General features: G+C 50.6%; 20 protein-coding genes and 1 pseudogene. 6 read left to right on the top strand and 15 right to left on the bottom strand.

The genetic code is table 11. The features are described from left to right. The first annotated feature begins 6 nt into the window (after positions 1 to 6). Positions 7 to 1,458 (top strand): FGGY family carbohydrate kinase, encoded by a 1,452-nt coding sequence (locus NO559_RS06630; protein ID WP_258331021.1) that lies wholly within the window; start codon positions 7 to 9, stop codon positions 1,456 to 1,458. Here NO559_RS06630 and NO559_RS06625 read toward each other — a convergent pair. After that, positions 1,455 to 2,219 (bottom strand): glycerophosphodiester phosphodiesterase family protein, encoded by a 765-nt coding sequence (locus NO559_RS06625; RefSeq protein ID WP_258331020.1) that lies wholly within the window; start codon positions 2,217 to 2,219, stop codon positions 1,455 to 1,457. The genes NO559_RS06630 and NO559_RS06625 overlap by 4 nt on opposite strands. A gap of 125 nt (positions 2,220 to 2,344) precedes the next feature. Between NO559_RS06625 and NO559_RS06620 the strand changes: the two genes are divergently transcribed. After that, positions 2,345 to 3,388: an HAD family phosphatase gene (locus NO559_RS06620; RefSeq protein ID WP_258331019.1), complete on the top strand. Its 1,044-nt coding sequence runs from the start codon at positions 2,345 to 2,347 to the stop codon at positions 3,386 to 3,388. 11 nt (positions 3,389 to 3,399) lie between these two features. Here NO559_RS06620 and NO559_RS06615 read toward each other — a convergent pair whose 3' ends face one another. After that, positions 3,400 to 4,659 carry a diguanylate cyclase gene (locus NO559_RS06615; RefSeq protein ID WP_258331018.1) on the bottom strand — a complete coding sequence of 420 codons (1,260 nt, stop codon included), beginning with the start codon at positions 4,657 to 4,659 and terminating at the stop codon, positions 3,400 to 3,402. Positions 4,660 to 4,844: 185 nt separating this feature from the next. Here NO559_RS06615 and NO559_RS06610 point away from each other — a divergent pair. The 3 genes and pseudogenes from NO559_RS06610 to NO559_RS06600 form a co-directional block, all read left to right on the top strand. Further along, positions 4,845 to 5,096 (top strand): annotated as a pseudogene (locus NO559_RS06610) (amino acid--tRNA ligase-related protein); the annotation flags it as partial. A 185-nt stretch (positions 5,097 to 5,281) separates the two neighbouring features. Beyond that, the gene (locus tag NO559_RS06605; protein ID WP_258331017.1) at positions 5,282 to 5,584 is read left to right on the top strand and encodes a hypothetical protein; all 303 of its coding nucleotides are present in this window, start codon (positions 5,282 to 5,284) and stop codon (positions 5,582 to 5,584) included. Between the two features lie 247 nt (positions 5,585 to 5,831). Next, the gene (locus NO559_RS06600) at positions 5,832 to 6,425 is read left to right on the top strand and encodes a hypothetical protein (RefSeq protein WP_258331016.1); all 594 of its coding nucleotides are present in this window, start codon (positions 5,832 to 5,834) and stop codon (positions 6,423 to 6,425) included. Between the two features lie 79 nt (positions 6,426 to 6,504). On the opposite strand, the gene NO559_RS06595 is transcribed toward NO559_RS06600, so the two are convergent. The 12 genes from NO559_RS06595 to NO559_RS06540 form a co-directional block, all read right to left on the bottom strand. After that, positions 6,505 to 8,448 (bottom strand): VacB/RNase II family 3'-5' exoribonuclease, encoded by a 1,944-nt coding sequence (locus NO559_RS06595; RefSeq protein WP_258331015.1) that lies wholly within the window; start codon positions 8,446 to 8,448, stop codon positions 6,505 to 6,507. Between the two features lie 158 nt (positions 8,449 to 8,606). Then, positions 8,607 to 9,371: a twin-arginine translocase subunit TatC gene (gene tatC / locus NO559_RS06590; protein WP_258331014.1), complete on the bottom strand. Its 765-nt coding sequence runs from the start codon at positions 9,369 to 9,371 to the stop codon at positions 8,607 to 8,609. Next, complete coding sequence (tatB, locus tag NO559_RS06585; protein ID WP_258331013.1) at positions 9,368 to 9,856, bottom strand: Sec-independent protein translocase protein TatB; 489 nt, start codon at positions 9,854 to 9,856, stop codon at positions 9,368 to 9,370. The genes tatC and tatB overlap by 4 nt, the downstream gene beginning before the upstream one ends. Before the next feature lie 45 nt (positions 9,857 to 9,901). Next, positions 9,902 to 10,129, bottom strand: a complete 228-nt coding sequence (gene tatA, locus NO559_RS06580; protein ID WP_258331012.1) for a twin-arginine translocase TatA/TatE family subunit — start codon at positions 10,127 to 10,129, stop codon at positions 9,902 to 9,904. A gap of 28 nt (positions 10,130 to 10,157) precedes the next feature. Beyond that, entirely contained in the window at positions 10,158 to 10,487 is a 330-nt protein-coding gene (locus NO559_RS06575) for a phosphoribosyl-ATP diphosphatase (RefSeq protein WP_258331011.1), read from the bottom strand. 18 nt (positions 10,488 to 10,505) lie between these two features. After that, the gene (gene hisI, locus NO559_RS06570; RefSeq protein WP_258331010.1) at positions 10,506 to 10,898 is read right to left on the bottom strand and encodes a phosphoribosyl-AMP cyclohydrolase; all 393 of its coding nucleotides are present in this window, start codon (positions 10,896 to 10,898) and stop codon (positions 10,506 to 10,508) included. Positions 10,899 to 10,947: 49 nt separating this feature from the next. Then, entirely contained in the window at positions 10,948 to 12,579 is a 1,632-nt protein-coding gene (gene ubiB, locus NO559_RS06565) for a ubiquinone biosynthesis regulatory protein kinase UbiB (protein ID WP_258331009.1), read from the bottom strand. Between the two features lie 2 nt (positions 12,580 to 12,581). After that, the gene (locus NO559_RS06560; protein ID WP_258331008.1) at positions 12,582 to 13,208 is read right to left on the bottom strand and encodes an SCP2 domain-containing protein; all 627 of its coding nucleotides are present in this window, start codon (positions 13,206 to 13,208) and stop codon (positions 12,582 to 12,584) included. Beyond that, positions 13,208 to 13,957, bottom strand: coding sequence for a bifunctional demethylmenaquinone methyltransferase/2-methoxy-6-polyprenyl-1,4-benzoquinol methylase UbiE (gene ubiE / locus NO559_RS06555; protein ID WP_258331007.1), 750 nt, complete (start codon positions 13,955 to 13,957; stop codon positions 13,208 to 13,210). Before ubiE ends, NO559_RS06560 begins: the two co-directional genes overlap by 1 nt. A gap of 84 nt (positions 13,958 to 14,041) precedes the next feature. Further along, positions 14,042 to 14,617 (bottom strand): hypothetical protein, encoded by a 576-nt coding sequence (locus tag NO559_RS06550; protein WP_258331006.1) that lies wholly within the window; start codon positions 14,615 to 14,617, stop codon positions 14,042 to 14,044. Between the two features lie 87 nt (positions 14,618 to 14,704). Then, on the bottom strand, positions 14,705 to 15,373 hold the full coding sequence (locus NO559_RS06545; protein ID WP_258331005.1) for a replication protein P: 669 nt from the start codon (positions 15,371 to 15,373) through the stop codon (positions 14,705 to 14,707). Between the two features lie 17 nt (positions 15,374 to 15,390). Then, positions 15,391 to 15,996, bottom strand: a complete 606-nt coding sequence (locus NO559_RS06540) for a DnaT-like ssDNA-binding domain-containing protein (RefSeq protein WP_258331004.1) — start codon at positions 15,994 to 15,996, stop codon at positions 15,391 to 15,393. Positions 15,997 to 16,139: 143 nt separating this feature from the next. Between NO559_RS06540 and radA the strand changes: the two genes are divergently transcribed. Continuing rightward, positions 16,140 to 17,504 carry a DNA repair protein RadA gene (gene radA, locus NO559_RS06535; RefSeq protein WP_258331003.1) on the top strand — a complete coding sequence of 455 codons (1,365 nt, stop codon included), beginning with the start codon at positions 16,140 to 16,142 and terminating at the stop codon, positions 17,502 to 17,504. 24 nt (positions 17,505 to 17,528) lie between these two features. Here radA and NO559_RS06530 read toward each other — a convergent pair whose 3' ends face one another. Continuing rightward, a complete protein-coding gene (locus NO559_RS06530; RefSeq protein WP_258331002.1) occupies positions 17,529 to 19,961 on the bottom strand; it encodes a penicillin-binding protein 1A in 2,433 nt (810 codons plus the stop codon). Positions 19,962 to 19,989 lie beyond the last annotated feature (28 nt).

Raw genomic sequence — 19,989 nt, 5'->3', positions numbered from 1 at the left:
AAAACCATGAACGATGCATTGTATTTATGTTTGGATCAGGGCGGCAGCTCCAGCCGTGCCATGGTATTTGATAGCCTGGGCCAGTGTTTGGCGCAAAGCCAGTTAGCTGTAGCTGAGCACCGACAGGGCGAGCGAGTAGAGCAGGATGCAGCACAGTTGGTAGCCAGCTTGCGCAGCTGTGCCAATGCCGCGGTGGCGCAATTAACCTGGCCGCAGCGCGCAGCCTTAAGCGCCTGTGGTTTGGTAACCCAGCGCTCCAGTTTAGTGGCTTTTAATCCGGTAACTGAAGAGCTGCTTAGCCCGGTGTTGAGCTGGCAAGATACCCGCGCTGCCGAGCACCTACCCAGCAGCGCAGATGATATACAACTTATTTATCAGCACACTGGCTTAATGGCCAATGCACATTTTTCTGCCAGTAAAATGTGTTGGTTGCTGCAGCATAATGACGCGGTAAAAAAAGCAGCGCAGCAACAGCAATTAATCTTAGCGCCACTGGCCTGTTATTTGGCGCATAGCTTATTAGCCAACAAGCCCATACTGGTAGATAGGGGTAATGCTAGCCGCACTTTATTAGTCGATGTGGCTAAGGGCCAGTGGTGCCCGCAGATGTTAGGGCTGTGGGGCTTGGATCGTTGCTACTTGCCCAGCCTGGTCGCCAGCGATGCCATAATAGGGCAGTTAGAGTTGGACGATATTAGTTTGCCTATGCGTTTATTAACGGGCGATCAATGCGCGGCGGCTTTTGCTCAGGGCGAGCTGCAAGCACAACAAGTGAGTATCAATATGGGCACAGGGGCTTTTTTATTAAGCCCGGTGGCCACTCCCCAATGTCGCAATGGCCTGCTCAATAGCATAGTGCACTGGGCTGAGTTACCGGTTTATTGTTTAGAGGGGACAGTGAATGGCGCCGGGGTGGCCCTGCAATATATTGCCAAACAGGGAGAGCTAAAAGATGACGCTCTACCTCTGGATGCCTGCCTGCATTTAGCCGATAAGCAAGCTGATGCCTTGGCCCAAACCCTGCCCTTATTTATTAATACGGTGAGTGGTTTGGGCTCCCCCGATTGGCGCAGTGGCATAGCGCCAAGGTTTATTGGCCATGAGCTGGCCAATCACAGTCTGCGTGTAGCGGCCGTAGCCGAAAGTATTGTGTTTTTATTGCAGCGCAACTTAGAGTGCATGTTGCGGGAAAAACCGGCTTTGCAATATGTGGCGGTTAGCGGTGGCCTTAGCCATAGCGACGCACTGTGCCAACGTTTGAGCGATTTGAGCGGGCTGAGGGTAGAGCGCAGCTCGGTAGTGGAAGCCAGCGCTAGAGGGGCGGCATATTTATTAGCTGGCCGGCCCGCACATTGGCCCTGCATTATTGAACGGGTGTTTCAGCCGCAGGATAATCACCCACTGCGGCAGCGTTATAGGCAATGGTCTACGGCTTTAATGCAACAGCTGCAGCACTAGCTTGCTGCCGCATGGGCTGCGATTAATTCACCGCAACAAAAACTTTCTATGCGCAGTGCGCCTCTGGCCAGTAAAGCGATAGCTTGCTGATAGTCGGCAACTTCGTATACCACGGCCGGGTAAGGTATGGCCTGTAGATTTTGTTGTGGCAGCAAATCATCGAAATCACAAAACACACAGGGGGGCTGCAGGCGTTTTATTTGCTCATGGTGCCACTGCTGGGTATTGAGCAGTACGGGGATTACGGGAAACCCCAGGCTTTGCTCTTGGGCCAGTTGTAATACATCTATATCAAAACTAATTAAACTGCATTGCTTGGCGATAGGGCTTAAAGCTTGGGCGACAGCTGCTAATACCGTACTGCGGCCAAAGTGATAAAGGCTTTTGCGTTTTATTTCTACATACAAACTGGCTTGCGGGTATTGCGCGATTAATTCGGCGCAACCAGCCAGGGTGAGTAATGGGCTGGGGTAGTGTTGTTGCTGCAGGCGTTGCGGCTCATGAAAACTAAAACCTTGCGCCTGCGCTAAACTGCAGTGGCGTATATCGCTATCTTGCCCGCATAAGCGCATTAAATGGTGGTCGTGGCACAATACCGGTACATGATCAGCGGTGAGCTGTATATCGATTTCTATATGTTGCAAACCCAGCTCTAATGCCGCTTTAATACCGGCGTAGCTGTTTTCTGGGTAGCGCTGCGGCCAGCCGCGATGAGCCACTAAACGTTGGCTAAATTCTGTTGTGGAAAGTGATGGTATCATCAGCGGTTTATCTGCCTGCAATTGCTACACTAGGGTGGGTTAAATCAGTAAACGATATATTAATAAGGCGGTCAAGATTGAAACGGCAGACGATTAAGAAAGCATTCCATATAAATAAATGGATAATGATCGCTTTATGTGCAGCTGCCTTGGCGGCTTGCGCTCCTGCAATTAAGCCCGGCGCCCAGCAACAGCGCAGCGATAGAACTGTGCTCAGCCAGCCTAAGCCCATGTTAATACCGCAAACGGCAGCAGCGGTTGCTAATAATAAGCTAGAAAATATATTGGCAAGTTGGCAGGCTGGTGCAAATCAACAAGCCATAGTCAATTTTGTACAGCAATCGGCCAATGAGGATAGCAAGGCTTATGTGCCAGTGGCCGATAGAGTTGCAGTATTTGATTTGGATGGCACCCTGTGGGTGGAGCGCCCACAAAAACCTATGATGGCCTTTATCCACAAAGAATTGTTGAAGCAGCTAAAACGGCAGCCCTCCTTAAAAGCCAAGCAGCCCTGGAAATCAGTAGCTAGAGGTGATGAGGGGTATTTACAAAAGCTTAACTATTCCACGCTATACCTCATGTTATTAAAAGCACATGAAGGCCAGCCGCAGCAAAACTATGATTTTTTTGTGCGTCAATTTTTAAAACAGGCACAGCATCCAGATTATAAAAAAAGCTATTTGCAGCTAGCCTATCAACCTATGCGGGAGCTAATTGCTTACTTACAGGCTTATGATTTCCAGGTTTATATCGTTGATAGCAGTGATAGTCGTTTTGTGCGTGCCTTATCGCTAGAGTTGTTTAATGTGCCTATAGCAAATGTTATAGGCTCTAGCGCTATGCTGATGTGGCGGCAAAGCAGCGGCGAGTTAATAAGAGGCAATGAATTTGTTGCTCCCATTAATAATGATGAGGGCAAACCGGTGAATATAGAGCGCCATATAGGACGACGCCCCATTATTGCGGTGGGTAATGACGATAGTGATATTGCTATGTTGAACTATGCGGCAGGCAATCGCTATAAAACGTTGTTAATGTTGGTGAAACATGATGATGCCGCTCGTGAGTATGCTTATAGTGATGGTGCGGAAAGCAGCCATAAAATGGCTGCGGATAAACACTGGTTAAGCATTAGTATGAAACAAGACTTTAAACAATTGTTTCAATAATAATTGCTGGCTTAATCGTCATCGTCGCCTATGACAATGTTTCTGCCGGCGTCTTTGGCACGAAATAAAAGCTCGCTAGCATAGTTGATTTGCTGCTCCAGGCTGTCGTGCACATAGTTGGTCACGCCTACACTAATAGTAATATCTAAATCTTGATCTTCATGATCTATGGGTATGCTGGTGTTACTAATTACACTTCTTAACCTGTCCATTAAGGTGACAGCTTGCTCATTTTTTAGGTTGGGGAAGATGGCGCAAAATTGTTCGCCGCCCATTCTGGCAACTAAAAAATGCAGTAGATTATGCTGTATTTCTTCTGCCAAAAAGCGCAATACATCATCACCTATTTTGTGGCCGTAGGTGTCATTAATTTTTTTAAATTTGTCTACGTCAAAAATAGCGACAGCGATGGGTGAGCCATTTTTTACTGCCAGCTGATATTGTGCTCCGCCCTTGCTGAAAAAATAGCGGCGGTTATGTAAGTTGGTGAGGTAGTCGCGGTTGGCGGCATCTTGGATTTGTTCGATAAGTTCCAGGCTTTCTATATTGTGCATAATGCGACAGTGGAACTCTTCGTGAAAAAAAGGCTTTTGCAAAAAATCATTGGCGCCATTTTTAATAAACTTAGCGGATAGTGAGCTTTCACCCTCTCCTGATAGGCCGATGATAATTAAGTCAGACTTGTCGACGTTTTGGCGTATGGCTTTGACCAGCGCAAAGCCGTCCATTTCAGGCATGTGATAATCGGTAATCAACAGTTTAACGTCGGGGTTATCTTTTAATACGTCTAGAGCTTCCAGGCCATTGTTGGCTTCTAAAACTTGATATAAATGCTTTTGCAAGAGTAACCGTATAAAGGCGCGTGTAGGCCTGGAATCCTCGGCGATCAAAACTTTAATGTGTTGGTTTTTGTCGAGTCGGCGTACTAGTTTAAAAACATAATTATAGGAGTAACGGCTCTCTTTTATGACATAGTCGACTATGCCTTTGTCCAGCAGAGCGCTGCGGGTTTCTTCTTTGTAGTTGGCGGTTAACACTATGACGGGAATTTTTTTCGCTAAAAAATGGTCAACGCTTTCGCCATTGGGGGCGTCTGGTAAATTAAGATCGACGATGGCGACAAAAATTTCATCTTTATGAGCTTGGTAGACTTCCTCGCTTTCGGCCAGGCTGCCGGCAAAGTAGGCTTCGATGTCAGGCTGCTGGTTAACCAAATGGCGTAATATTTTGGTAACCGTTGAGCTGTCTTCAACAATTAAAATCTTTTTCATTATTATTGGGTACCTGTATCAGAGTGTAACTATATCTGCGATAGCATGGGCTATATGGTGCCTGGACGTACGCTATAACATACTGCTAGCTGGATTTATTGAACCATTATAGGCTAAGAGATGCACGAACAAAAAAGCATAGAGCGTAAAAGCCGTTTTAGCGGCCGACGAGCTGCCTGGGCAATACCGTTGCGGCCAAGTATGTGCTGGCAGTGGGCATAGGTGAAATTATAGGCGGCAGCCAGCGCGAGCAGCGGCTGGAAGTATTGGGTGAGCGCATGGCGGAACTGGGTCTAAGTGGCCAGTTAGGGGGGGATAGAGATTTACGGCGCTACGGCAGCCTGCCCCATGCCGGTTTTGGCTTGGGCTTTGAGCGGCTGCTAAATGACATTGCCGGCAAGGGCAATATTTGCGATGTGGTTCCCTTTGCCCGCACCCTGATCATGCAGATGACTAAAGCGGTAGCTTGGGACGTGTCAAAATACCTACATCATCACAAAATGGAGGCTAATTTTTGTGCAAAAAGCAAAATTTTGGCCATACTTAGGGTCAAGTTCCTATTTCTCCGCTGTTGTTGTGAGGGCTTAGGAAAGAGTCGTAAGGCAGCAGGCACGGGGTATGTATGGTTACACAAGGCGAAGACAGCGACTCCATCAGTGAGATGGCTATAGTCGATCTATTTACACGGCTGATTTTTGATGCCGATGCGGTGCTGGATGAGTCGGATCAGCTAGTGCTGGCGATATTACAGCACAGTGACGCCAGTCTCGCCGCGGCCAGCCGCGTAGATATTAGCGAATACTTACGGGCCATGGATGTGCGCGAAATGATAGCGGTGGTGGCCAGCGTTAAACAGCAATATGAGCAGCAACAGCTGATATTGCTTTCCAAGCACTATTTACATTCCCCTTTATTACGCCACTAAATTCCCCTACTAGTCTATTTTCTCATCGGCCAAGCCCGCCATAGTCAGCATCCTTTAATGCGAAACTTGCTGCACATGGTGCTTGCGAATTTTTTCATGGTCGGTATTATTTCGTGATCACAATATTTTACTACCACTATAAAAACGAATAATAACAAGGGTAATGTAAGAGCTTGCTCAGGCGAACCAAGCAACATCAGCCTTTACGATCGTCATCTTGCGTACCACTATTTAAATAGGGCCAGAAATGTCAGAAACATACAGCGTTGTTCTTACCGGTAAATTACTCAATAGTGAGTCTTTGGACGAGGTTAAGGCTAATGTGGGGGCGGCTTTTAAACTGAGTGCGCCACAGGTAGATAAATTATTTGGCGGTAAGCCGGTAGCTTTGAAACGGGGTTTGGATAAAAAACAAGCCGTGCGTTTAAGTACCCGTTTGCAGCAGCTGGGGGCCCATGCGGTGATCAAAGCCACCGCCGCCAAAGCTGAGCCGGCTGCTGAGCCTGCACCTGCTAAGCCACAACCAGTATTTACCGATATTGTAGCGAGTATGGATGAACCCGCGGAGCCTACAGCCACACCCGCTGCGGCTGAGCCGCAAGCAGCAGCGGCCGAAACTGCAGCAGCTGAGCCAGAGCTAAGCCCAGCGCCCAGCCCCGAACCAGTAGCGGCTGCGCCAGCAGATACTCCCGCCGCAGCACCCGCTGGCGACCGCATTAGCTGCCCGCGCTGTGGTCATGAGCAGGCTTTTGCTACCGCCTGTGGCCGTTGTAAAATGGATTTGAGCTTACATATCAAGCGTATGGAGCGACGTGCTAAGGTCTTAGCTAATCGTCGCTAAACCCAATAGATAGTTATAAAAAAACGGCCGTGGTGACAGGGCCGTTTTTTTTTGGGCTTTGCGATAAGTGGCGCTGGCTTTAATCGGCTGTGGGTTTAGCCTCAGGCTCGGTTTTGGCTTCGGCCTCACTAGCCTTGTTCACTAAAGCAAACTGTATGCTGCGCTGCTTAACATCAAGTTGGGCGATGGTCACGGTGACGGCCTGATCTAACTCTATCACCACATCTTTGCTGCTTAAGCGCAGGCGCAGCGGGTCAAAGCTGTATTTTTCTTTTAGCTTGCGGGTGTCCACTATGCCTTCTATGCCTGTGTTATCTAAGCGTACGGTAAAACCATTGCTATTGATTTGGCATACGCTGCCGCTGAGCTCTTGGCCTTTAAAGGCGTGCAGATACTGGCACTTGAGCCATTGCTCCATATGCCAACGGGCCTGTCTGGCGCGGTCTAGGCTGTCTTGCAGGGCGCTGAGGTCCTGCTCTTTTAGCGCTAGGGTTTTGCCAGCGAGCTTGGCTTTAATAATTCTGTGCACCAGTAAGTCGCTGTATTTGCGGATGGGCGAGGTAAACGTGGTGTAGCGTTCCATGCCCATGCCAAAGTGCGGGGTGGGGCGGGTGTATAGGCGGCCGCGCTCTAGCATGCGGCTGAGTACGCTGCGCACGGGAAAGCTTAGCTTGTCGTCCTCTATGCTATTGCTGAGTTGGCGATAGCCGGCCACGCTTGCTAGGTCTAAATCACTGAGGCCTAGTTGCTCGTCGATTAATTTTTTTACTCCTTCCAAGCGCTCTGGCCTAAAGCCTACATGGCCGTGGAATAGCCCTTGTTCGGCCATAAAGTCGGCGGCACAGCTATTGGCGGCAACCATACACTCTTCTACTAATAAGTGAGCGCTGGTTTTGGTGCTGGGCTCTATGCTGTCGATTTTGCCCTGCTCGTTTAGGCGTATGCGAAACTCGGGGCGGCCACTGCTTACTAGATGTGCTTGTTGGCGATGCGCTAATAGCGCGTTGCTGGCTTGTTGTAATAGGCCTAGCAATTCAGCTTGGGGGTGCTCGCTGGCTTCGCCGTCCAGGTAGCTGGCCACTTCGTAATAGCTGAGTTTCGCTTTGGAGCAGATGCTGGCTTCCAAAATTTGGTAGTCGCTAATTTGGCCCTCGGGGCTAATGTCCATGCGGCACACCAAGGCTGCGCGATTTTGTTCGGGGTGCAGTGAGCAATGCTCCAGCGACAATTGCTCTGGCAGCATGGTGACGGTGCGGCCGGGCATATAGACTGAGCTGGCGCGGCGCTGGGCCTCTTTATCCAGTACCGAATTTTCGCTGATATAGGCGCTGGGGTCGGCTATGGCCACGCTTAATTGCCAACCTTGTTCTTTGGCTTCTATATAGAGGGCGTCGTCCATATCTTGGGTGCTGGGGGCGTCTATGGTGACGAAGTTTAGCGCGCTGAGGTCTACCCGTTGGCTTAGGTCTACGTCTTGTAGGCTAGCCTGCCAGTCTGCGGGTAGCGGCTGCTCTAATTGAAATTTGTATAAGCTGTATTCTGCCTCTATACCGGGGCTGTCATCATTGCCTATGACTGCCAGTACTTTGGCCTGGGGCTTGGCCGCAGGGTAGGCGTGGCGGCTAATGGCGCAGTGTATATAGTCACCGTTTTGGGCGTTGTTGCGAGCCGCAGGGGGGATAAATATCCAGCGTTTAAAGCGCGGTAAGTCTGGCTCTACAAAGTGACCCTTGCCTTTTACCACATAGCGGCCGGTAAAGGTTTTTAGCGGGCTGTTAATGAGCTTAATCAGCTCGCCGCTGACTTTGCCCTCGGCACTGGTGTGTACTTGAATTTTGACCTTGTCGCCGGGGAATACTTTGTCCATTTCCTCGGGGGCGAGAAAAATCTCGCGCTCATCGTCTAATACCACAAAACCAAAGCGGCGTTCGGTGCCTTTGACTATGCCAGTGGCAAACTCTTTGGCGTCTTCAATTTGCTTTTTTAAATCTTTGAGTTGCGAGAGGGTGTTTACATCAAACATAAGGTAGCCGGTTGCACAAAGGGTGCCAGTAAGGGGAGGAAACAAGGCGCAGAGCAGTATTGTCAGGCCTTAAATAACCGCCAAATTAAAAGCGCATAGCCTAGCGGAAACTACTGACTTTGTAACGCAAAGCTGGAATAAAATCGCTAAGTTGTTACTTACTCGTCGTTGACGGGGTCGCCATTTGCGGCGGCGGCTTTATCTTTTTGTATAAAGCGGCCAAAAAATAAACCCAGCTCAAACAGCAACCACATAGGTATGGCTAGCAGGGCCTGGGAAATAACATCGGGTGGGGTTAAAAACATGCCCACAATAAAGCAGACAACGATAACGTAGGGGCGTTTTTCAGCCAATGCGCGGGGCTCGGCAACACCGGCCCAGATTAGCAGCATGGTGGCTACAGGTATCTCAAAGGCGATGCCAAAGGCAAAAAACAGTTTTAAGGCTATATCTAAAAATCGGGCGATATCGGGGGTGTAGGCCACGCCCTCTGGGCCTACGGCGCTGAAAAAGCCAAACACCAGTGGGAACACCACATAATAGGCAAAGGCCAGGCCGGCATAAAATAGCAGTACGCTGGAGATAAACATGGGTATGGCGATGCGCTTTTCATGTTGATACATGCCCGGCGCAATAAAGCCCCAAGCTTGAAACAGCACATAGGGCATAGCTACCGCCAGTGAGGCCACTAGGGTGAGCTTAAAAGGGGTTAAAAAGGGCGAGGCTACATCGGTGGCTATCATGGTGGTGCCAGCCGGTAACAGGGTTCTTAAAGGCTCGGAGACAAAGGCATAGATGTCGTTGGCAAAAGCAAATAGGCAGATAAAAACCAATAAAATCGCCAATACGCAACGCAATAAACGATCACGCAATTCGGTGAGATGGCCTATCAGTGATTGGCTGGCGTCATTGAGTTCGCTCATGGTGATTCAGGCTTGTTACTGGCGGGCGGGGCTTGAGTATCCGTGGCTTGCTCTTGCCCGTCGGCTTCGCTGTTGTCGTGCTCGGTTGTTTGCTGGGCTTGGTTGGCGAGTTGCTCCCTAGCGGCTTTGGCCTGCTGAGCGGCGCGGCTGAATTCGGGCGGGGTCGCATCAGAGGCTGGGTCTATGGCTTTGGCTAGCTCTTCTAGATTGCCTTTGATGTTGAGGTCTTCTACGCCTTCTTTAAGCTGTTGTTTGCTTTGCTCTATGCTTTTGAGCACGTTTTCATTATGCAGCTGCATGCGTATCTCGTCAGCGTTGATGCCCACTTCTTTTTCGATTTCGTCTTTCATTTGAGCAAAGCTGCGCCTGAGTTTGGCCAGCCACAGGCTGCCGGTGCGTATAGCCCCGGGTAGACGCTCCGGCCCCATAATCAGCAGGGCCAAAACCGAAACCATGAGTATCTCTTGAAAACCAATGTCAAACATAGGGTATCTACAAGCTGGAAGTGCGGCAGCTAAGCGGTTTAGGGCCTAGCTTTTATTGGCGTCGGGCTTATCGCTGTCGGCTTTGTCTTGAGTTTTGTCGTCCTTGGTTAAGGTTTTATCCTCTTCCTCATCGGCCTGCATGGATTTTTTAAAGCCTTTGATAGCGCCGCCTAAGTCGCCACCTAGGTTTTTAAGCCGCTTGGTGCCAAATAACATGATTACAATTACTAAGATAATCAGTAATTGCCAAATACCTATTCCGCCTATACCCATAACTTACTCCACTACCTTAAACGATTTATTATTGTTGTCGGTTGGCTTTCTCTACCAAGCCAGACAAGTCAAAGCGCCTGGCTAGCTCGTCTAGCACCGCCTCTGGGCTTTCGCCTAGGTGCGAAAGCATCACCAAGCTATGAAACCACAAATCGGCGGTTTCATAAATCAGATTCTCATTATCGCCGCTATTTTTTGCATCTTTGGCGGCGATAACGACTTCAACTGCCTCTTCGCCGACCTTTTCTAAGATTTTGTTGAGGCCTTTATGATGCAGGCTGGCCACATAGGAGTCTTCGGCGGCGGCATTTTTGCGCTGCTCTAGTACTTGCCCCAAGGCTTTAAGAATGTCGCTCATAGTGTACTCGTTTAATGACTATTGATAGATGTCGCTGGGATCTTTGATCACCGCTTCTACACTTTGCCACTGGCCATCGATCAGTTTGCGATAAAAGCAGCTGCGGCGGCCGGTATGGCAGGCGATGCCGCCTACTTGTTCGATTTTCAGTATGAGTACATCTTCGTCGCAGTCCAGCCGTATTTCATGCACCTGCTGCACATGGCCGGATTCTTCGCCCTTGCGCCACAGCTTTTGTCGTGACCGCGACCAGTACACGGCGCGGTTTTCGGCCACGGTGAGCGCCAGTGCTTCGCGGTTCATCCAGGCGACCATTAAGACATCGTTGCTTTGGTGGTCTTGCGCAATTACAGGAATCAGACCGTTGCTGTCCCAGCGCAGGGCCTCAAGAAAATCGTTGTGTGGTTTCATATTGTTTCTATTGCTGTGCTTGTATGGCCGCCATTATGGCATAGAAGCGTTAGTGCCGCAGCCACAGTAGTGCGCCAACAAAGAGTAATAGCCAGCTGCTGGGGGGCATGGCCTGCATATGCTGGCTGAGGCTGGGGCTGGCGGTAACGGCGGCGGCAGCTAGCAGTATCAGTGCGGCATTGCCCAGCCGCTTGTTGCGGCGCTGTTGTTTGAGTTGTAGTTGCAGGGCATTTAATTGCTGACCCTGTTGTTGGCATAGCTCTGTGAGTTGTTGGCTTTGTTCTAAGCCGCTAAGCAGTGCTTGCGGTACCTTGGGTAGTTGCTCGATTAGGTCTGGCCAGTCCTGACGTAGGCGCTTGAATAAACCACCGGGTGAATAGCGGTCTTTTAGCCATTGCTCTAAGAAGGGTTTGGCGGTGGCCCACAAATCCAGTTCGGGGTATAGCTCGCGGCCTAGGCCTTCTATATTGAGCATGGTTTTTTGCAGCAAGACTAAAGACGGTTGCACCTCCATATCAAAGCGGCGGGCGGTGCGAAACAGGTTAAGCAGCACCTGACCAAAAGAAATCTCACCTAAGGGTTTTTCAAAAATGGGTTCGCAGACACTGCGTATGGCGGCTTCAAAATCGTTGACCCGGGTTTCGGGTGGCACCCAGCCACACTCCACATGCAGCTTGGCGACGCTGCGGTAGTCGCGCTGGAATATAGCCAGTAAATTGCGGGCTAAATAATACTGATCAAAGTCGTTGAGGCTGCCTATGATGGCGCAGTCTATGCCTATGTATTCGGGCTGCTGGGGGTGCTTGCGCGAGACAAAGACATTGCCGGGGTGCATATCGGCGTGAAAAAAACTGTCGCGAAATACTTGCGTAAAAAAGATTTCTACCCCGCGTTCGGCTAATACTTTTAAGTTGGTGCTTTGCGCTTTTAAGGCGGCGACATCGGTAACCGGTATGCCGTGTATGCGCTCCATGGTTAAAATATTATTGCGGGTGTAATCCCAATAAACTTCCGGCACATAGAGTTTGCCGCTGTTTAAAAAGTTGCGGCGTAGCTGCGAGGTGTTGGCCGCTTCACGTTGTAAATCCAGCTCGTCAAAAATAGTGTGTTGATAATCCTCTACCACCTCTACCGGGCGCAAGCGGCGGCCATCGGTGGAGTATTTTTGTATCAGCTTGGCCAGCCCCAGCATTAGCCGCGTATCTTGTTTGATGATTTTGTCTATGCCGGGGCGCACGACTTTAACAACCACCTCTTCGCCGCTGGGTAGGGTGGCGGTATGCACTTGCGCGATAGAGGCCGAAGCCAGTGGGCGGCTGTCAAAACTGGCAAATAATTCGGCTACCGGCTGGCCTAAGGCCTGCTCGATAATGGCGATGGCTTGTTGCTCGGAAAAGGGCGGTACCTGATCTTGTAGTTTGGCCAGCTCATCAATTAAATCATCGGCCAGTAAGTCGCGGCGGGTGGAAAGCATTTGCCCAAACTTAATAAAAATAGGACCTAGTGCAATCAGGGCTAAGCGTAAGCGTTCGCCGCGGCTTTGTTTGGGGGCGGGCAGTAAGCGCAGCGGTAATAAGGGTATGCGTATGGCCGCGGGTATGGCGTCGTGTTTAAAAAAAGTATCTAGGCGATAGCGTAGGGCGATGCTGGCAATTTTAATAATGCGTTGTATGCGTGACACGGCTAGCCCTGTGTTTTTTGTTGGGTAAGTTTATTAATGCGTGCGGCCAGCCTTTCACTGCGCAATTGTAGGTTTTCTACTTCGCGATAAAACTGTTCTACCTGCCAGCGCGGCGCTAATAAGTCGCTTTCTTCTTTAATGTATTCTTCGGTTTGGCGCTTAAAGCTTTTAAAGGCCTGGCTGGCAAAGCTAAAGCCTTTGCGCAGGTTGTCGGCGAGCATATGGCCGGCAACGTCACCAAACACATTGACTAGGGGGGCTTCCCAATCCAGCTCTAACTGCTGGCCAATTTTTTGTAATTCGATTAAAGCGCTGCTGTCGCCGTGTAATTCTAGCTTGCCGTTAATCAGGGCATTGGCGGGGTCGCTGGCGGTGGCTAGCTTAAAAAATTCGCTGGCAGTGCCGCTGAGTTTGGTGTCGGCAGCGTCTTCATAATAGCCGCATAGGCGCAAGCCATGACTGCCGGGTATGCAATAAAAACTCAGTTCAGGCGAGGTAAGTTGTAATTGAAAAACATGGCCGTTAAGTAGCCTGAGTTTTTGTTGGCTGGCGGGGTCTAGGCTTAGGGCTTTATTAATCGCCGCCTCTAAACCTGCCAGCCCCGCAGTGTGTAGGGTGGGGCTAATCATTAGGGCTTAATGCCTTTGTGCAAGGCCACTACGCCGCCGGTCATATTGTGAAACTCGCAGCGGGCAAAGCCTGCTTGTTCCATCATGCCTTTTAAGGTCTCTTGGTCGGGGTGCATGCGTATGCTTTCGGCCAAGTAGCGATAGCTGTCGGCATCGTTGGTAATGAGTTTGCCCATAGCCGGTAATAAATTAAAAGAGTAGGCGTCGTAGGCTTTGCTCAGTAATTCGTTTTGCGGTTTGGAAAACTCTAAAACCAATAAGCGGCCGCCGGGTTTTAATACCCGCAGCATAGAGCGCAGGGCTTTGTCTTTGTCGGTGACGTTGCGCAGGCCAAAGGCGATGGTGATGCAATCAAAGGTATTGTCGGGAAAGGGCAGGGCTTCGGCATTGGCTTGGGCGTATTCTATATTGCCCACTAGGCCGCGGTCGGTGAGTTTATCGCGGCCTACGCGCAGCATGGATTCGTTGATATCGGCTAATACTACCCGGCCTTCGGGGCCGACTATTTGGCTGAATTTAGCGGCTAGGTCGCCGGTGCCACCTGCGATATCTAGTACTTGCTGGCCGCTGCGCACCCCTGAAACTTCTATAGTGAAACGCTTCCAAATACGGTGTACGCCCGCCGACATTAAGTCATTCATCAGGTCGTACTTGGCGGCTACGGAATGAAAAACACCGGCCACTAGGCCTTGTTTTTCATCGCTATTAACGGTTTTGTAACCAAAGTGGGTGGTGTTTTGATCCGACATGGTTGGCCCTATAGTTTTGATGCGGGCTATTGTAGCGGTTCTTTATTAAAAAAACAGAGTTAAAGCGGGCTGTCAGCTGTCGCGCTAGCTGTTGAGTTTAAGCAGGTGGGTATCTATTTTGGTGGCTATGGTGCGGGCTATATCGTCAATTTGAAAACTGGAGAGGTGCTCCAGCTTGCTGGTGTCGACACGGTGTAGGTGTAGTAGCGGTGCGCGATTGGGTAGTTGGCGCAGGTCTTGATTCATAATAACGGGCAAAAAAGGTCTGTTTTCACCGGAGGCTTTGCGAGCTAGGGCTATGCCTTTGTCCAGCTCCATGGTGTTGTACTTACCCGTTTTACGGCTGCGCTGTAAGAGGTATAGCTCTTCGCTGCCGCCTATGGCTTTGCCGGGTACTATAAATAAACCGGTGCCTTTGACGCAGTTGGCGGGTACCGATTGAAAGGTATCGTGCCAGGCGTAGGGATCGGGCAGTATAATGAGGTTTTCGGCGTTGTTGATGGGCTGAATTTTATAGTTGGCGTATAGCTGTGATACGGCGCTGGAGAATACGCACAGAGAGCTTTCAAAGCGGTTGAGAAAATCTATAGCCTGATTTTTATGGGTGATGCTGGCTAGGTCCCAAACTAAATCAGGGTTGTCTGTGTTAGTCGCGTCCATAAAGGGTAAGAAATTCCTGTTACTACAAAGCGGGTTAGCTATAAGACTTTAGTATAGTGAAGCAGCATATGCTTGTTAGGTTGAATATTAAAGCTTTATGTCTTTGCGCAGCTGCGCTAGGCGCTCGCGTTTTTGCTCGGAACTTAGTGGCTTGGCCTTGTCATTGGGCAGGGCTAAGGGTTCTGGTGGCGCTAGGCTTTCGCCGTTTTTGATGCGCTCACACAGGGCTTCGTAGTGGCGCTTAAACACCGGCAGCGCCTTGGCTTCTATATTATTGCTAAGGAAAAACCAATCTGAGGCTTTGCCGGCCCAATACACGGCCGGGTGTGACCACTGGTATTCGGTTTTGGGTGAGGGGGCCTGGCAGGCTTCTACATAGGCTTGGTAGCTATCGGGCAGGCCCAGTTCTTGGCTGCTCATTTCACAGTATTTGATTACGGTGTGTATGGTGGGCAGGTATTCGGACTCGCGAGTGGCTTTGCGGCAAGCTTGTAATATGCGCTCGGGGGCGAAGTCTTTTAAATAGTCAAACCATAGCTTTTTGGCATAGCCTAGCTTTTCGGCTGAGGAGAAGGCTTTGAGGTATTGGTTGTGATAGGTGAGCTCAAATTCGGCGAACAGCTGGTTAATCGCATTGGTGAGATTTTGCTTTTGCTCTGCATTTAGTGGTGCTTGCTGCTGTTTATTAGCTTGGGCGGCGGGCTGGCCCTTGCTAATTTGTTTGCCTACTTGTTCGACTAAGTTGTTATTGTGCATGTCGTTACCTTGATGATTTAAAGCCCATCACTCCAGCTGGTGTCGGTGTGCTGCTCAACAAAATCTTTGTTTTTGGATTCTTTGAAGCTGTTTTTATTTTGATACACATTCCAGCCCTGATTTATCCATTTCTTAAACTGCTGATCCCAATTGGGGTGGCTTTTACCGTGGTAGTGGCTGGTAAAGCTGATCAGCTGGGCATTGATATAATCTAGGTTGGGGCAGACCATGGCAATAATGTATTCCAACATATTGGCGCTGGGCTGCCAATCGTCGCTCATAATATTGCTGCTGCCTATCACCTCATCGGGTGAAAAGGGCTTTATTGCCGCTTCGCTGCGAGTGGCGGCAGCAGTTGTGGCTTGGGGGGCTTGTAAGCGTTGTTGGGCGTAGTTGAGAAATAGTTGATCCCAGTCGCCTGACTGGTTGCGCAGCTCTTGTTGTTGGCAGTACAGAATAAACTCGCGGCGAAAGTCGGTTTTGACGGTGTACTCTTGCATACCTAGGGCGCTGATGGCCGACACGGTTCTGGCGGCGGGCTGCCAGTTATAGCTGATCATAAGATTGCCCGAGGACAAAAAATCATCAAAGTTGGTGTGGTATGTAGGCCTTTTATTGCTCATGGCTGGGTAGTACGACTTTTGATTGCTTAACGGTTTGTTATTGTACGGTGACTCTTACGTTGTCACCAGTCCTTTTACGCTGATAGCATGCTCACTATTGCTAACCCTATTTATAATTTTAGCCGCTTTAAGAGATTATCCCCATGGCCAAACGAAAAACCGCCTATGTCTGCAATGACTGCGGCTCCGACTACAGCAAGTGGCAGGGCCAGTGTAATGATTGTGGCGCTTGGAATACCTTGAGTGAAATTACCTTGGCGGCGGCCAAGCCCTCTAACGATGCTCGCTTTCAAGGTTATGCCGGTGCGGCTGGCGGCAAGGTGCAGACGCTTAATGAGATAGACCTGCAGAGTATGCCCAGAATTAGCAGCGGCACCGAGGAGTTTGACCGGGTGTTGGGCGGCGGTTTGGTGCACGGCTCGGCGGTGTTGTTGGGTGGCCACCCCGGTGCGGGCAAGAGTACGCTGTTGCTGCAAACCCTGTGTCACTTGGCGCAAACCCAAGAAGTATTGTATGTGACGGGGGAGGAGTCGCTGCAGCAGGTGGCTATGCGCGCCGACAGGTTGGGCTTGCCCACGGATAAACTGAAATTATTGTCGGAAACCAATATTGATCAAATCTGCAGCCAGGCGCAGCAACACAAGCCCAAGGTGTTGGTGGTGGACTCCATACAGGTAGTACACATGGAGAGCATTAGCTCGGCGCCGGGCAGTGTGTCGCAGGTGCGTGAATGCGCCGCGTTATTGACTCGCTTTGCCAAAGAGACCGGCACGGTGCTGCTATTGGTGGGCCATGTAACTAAAGATGGCAGCTTAGCTGGCCCCAAAGTGCTGGAGCATATGATTGATTGTTCGATCTTGTTGGAGGGCTCAGAAGACAGCCGCTTTCGAACCTTACGCGGGCAAAAAAACCGCTTTGGTGCGGTGAATGAGCTGGGCGTGTTTGCCATGACCGAGCAGGGTTTGAAGGAGGTCAAAAACCCTTCGGCTATTTTCTTGTCGCGTGCCAATGAAGTTTCTTCAGGCAGCTTGGTGATGGTGGTGTGGGAGGGGACGCGGCCTTTGCTGGTAGAGATACAGGCCTTGGTAGATGATTCCTCCCTAGGTAACCCCCGCCGTGTGGCGGTGGGCTTGGAGCAAAACCGCTTGGCCATGTTGCTGGCCGTATTGCATAGGCACGGCGGCCTGCATGTGGGTGATCAGGATGTGTTTGTGAACGTGGTGGGCGGCGTTAAAGTGTTGGAAACCAGTGCCGATCTAGCCTTGTTGCTGGCCATAGTCTCTAGCTTTAGAGATCAGCCCCTGCCCGAAGATTTGGTGGTGTTTGGTGAGGTGGGTTTATCGGGTGAGATACGCCCCGTGCCTAGCGGCCAGGAGCGGATTATTGAGGCGGCCAAACACGGCTTTCGCCGCGCCATCGTGCCCAAGGCTAATATGCCCCGCCAGCCCATAGCGGGCATGACGGTGGTGGGGGTGAGTAAATTGGCCGAGGCTTTGGAGGCGCTGTAGAGCGCCCGTGGTCAGTGAGGGCGCTTAAAAAATATCCTCACGCAGCGCTTCGTTGAAGATGTCGCTGGGGCTTGAGTTATCTTCGCTACCACGTTTGGGAGTATTTTCGGCCCTAAAGTATTCAAAAATGGCGTTGCTCTGTCCGGGCTTGGCGAGTAGGCCGGTATCGGGGTCTATCTTGACCGTGACTATGCCTTCGGGCTGTACGGGGTTGACCTCGGGCTGCCCTTTTAGGGCTAGTGACATAAAGTCTATCCATATAGGCAGCGCTGCCGAACCGCCGTATTCGCGCCTGCCCAATAGAGCGTTGTTATCAAAGCCCAGCCAGGCGGTGGTTACTACACCGCCGCCGTAGCCTGAAAACCAGGCGTCAGTGGGGCCGTTGGTGGTGCCGGTTTTACCTGCTAGGTCGTTGCGGCGCAGGGCCAGTGCTTTTCTCCCTGTTCCTTTTTTTACCACGTCGCGCATCATGCTATCGATTAAATAGGCAGTGCGCGGCTCTATAATACGTTGCGCAGGGGGCAGCGGTGCGTCCTGCTGCAATATGTCTTCTAGTGTTGCCAGCTCTTCGGTAGCGGCGGGCTTTTTCTCCTTCTCGCAGCTGGTGCATACGGTGTCGGGTTTGGCTTCAAATAAGATGCTGCCATCTAGCGACACTATACGCTCTACTATATAGGGGTTTACCTTATAGCCGCCATTGGCAATGGCGGAGTAGGCACTCACTATTGACATGGGGGTTACGGAATGGCTGCCCAAGGCCAGAGATAAGTCTCTGGGGAGTTGCTCGGTGTCGAAACCAAAGCGGCTGATATAGTCTATGGTGTGGTTGATGCCCAAGCTGCGCAGCAAACGTATGGAGACTAGGTTGCGGGACTGATACAGCGCCTGGCGCAGGCGGGTGGGGCCTAAAAACTTGCCGCTGGAGTTGGTGGGGCGCCAGGTGTTTTCTAGGCTGGCGTCCTCAAACACAATGGGGGCGTCGTTAATCAAGGTGGCGGGTGTGTAGCCCTTTTCTAATGCCGCAGTATAGATAAAGGGTTTGAAGTTAGAGCCGGGTTGGCGCGCCGCCTGACTAACGCGGTTGAACTTGCTTTGTTGATAGTCAAAGCCCCCGACTAAGCTGAGTATGGCGCCATTGCTGCTATCTAATGAGACCAGTGCCGCCTGTGCGGCGGGTAGCTGGCTGAGCTGCCATAGGTTGTGATCGCCTTTTTTAAGGCGGATAAGGTCGCCTATAGCGAGAAAATCCTGTGGCGATTGATAAGGGGCGCTGCGGCTGTTGACGGTGACATAGCTGCGGGTTTTAGCGAGTTGCGGCTGCCATGCAACGGTAACGGTTTCGCCGCTGTTTAATAGGGCATCAAAACCTTCGTCGTTTACTTGAATAATGACAGCGGGTATTAAGCCGCCTAGAGCAGGTGTATTGCTCAAGGTTTTTTGCCATAAGCTGAGACTGTCCTCGCCCTCTTTAGGAATGAGTTGCTGCTCTGGGCCGCGGTAGCCGTGGCGTTCATCATAGGCCAAGAGGCCATCTACCACTGCCTGTTGAGCTTTGTTTTGTAGAGGGGCTTTAATGGTGGTGTATACCGAATAGCCTTCGGTATAGGCGTTTCTGCCATAGCGCTTTAACATTTCTTGGTGGGCCAGTTCGGCCACATAGGCGGCGCTGACATCTAGCTGGGTGCCGTGGGTGGAGGCGCTAATGGGTTTGGCTATGGCGATTTGATAATCCTGATTGTTGATGTAGCCCAGTTCTAGCATGCGGCCCAGTATCCAGTTGCGGCGTATGATGGCGCGGCTGGGGTTGGCAATGGGGTTAAGGCTGGAGGGGCCTTTGGGCAGCCCTGCTAGCATGGCGAGCTGGTTTAGCTCTAGGTCTTTAATGGTTTTGCCATAGTAGACTTGCGCGGCGGCTTCTATGCCATAGGCTCTTTTGCCTAGGAAAATTTTATTGAGGTATAGCTCTAAGATTTCTTCTTTGCTGAGTTCCTGCTCTATTTGCAGGGCGAGGAATATTTCATTAAATTTGCGGGAAAAAGTCCGTTCATGGCTTAAAAAATAGTTTTTTGCCACCTGCATGGTAATAGTGCTGCCGCCGGTTTGGATGGAGCCTGTCATCAATAATTGTGAAGCGGCTCTGAGTAAACCTTTGATATCTACGCCATGATGGTCGTAGAATCGGTCGTCTTCTGCCGCTAAAACAGCGCTAATAAGTAGCGGCGGAATATCTTCAAAGTCCACTGGGGTACGACGTTTTTCACCGAATTCGCCAATTAGGGCGTGGTCTTGAGTATAAATGCGCAACGGCGTTTGCAGCTTTACATCGCGCAAGGCCTCCACTGGCGGTAAGTTGGGGCTGAGGTATAAGAAGGCGCTAGCAATAATTAGGGTGGCGCCAGCAAAGCCAGCTAAGGCTAACCACAAGGCAATTCTGGCAAATTTGGTGATTTGAGACATACTTTTCCAGTTGGCTTAAAGGCAAAAG

It is taken from the genome of Dasania sp. GY-MA-18, from assembly GCF_024734385.1.
Taxonomy (GTDB): domain Bacteria; phylum Pseudomonadota; class Gammaproteobacteria; order Pseudomonadales; family Dasaniaceae; genus Dasania; species Dasania phycosphaerae.
Note: the sequence above shows the minus strand (reverse complement) of the source record. Positions and strands in the feature narration are given on the sequence as shown.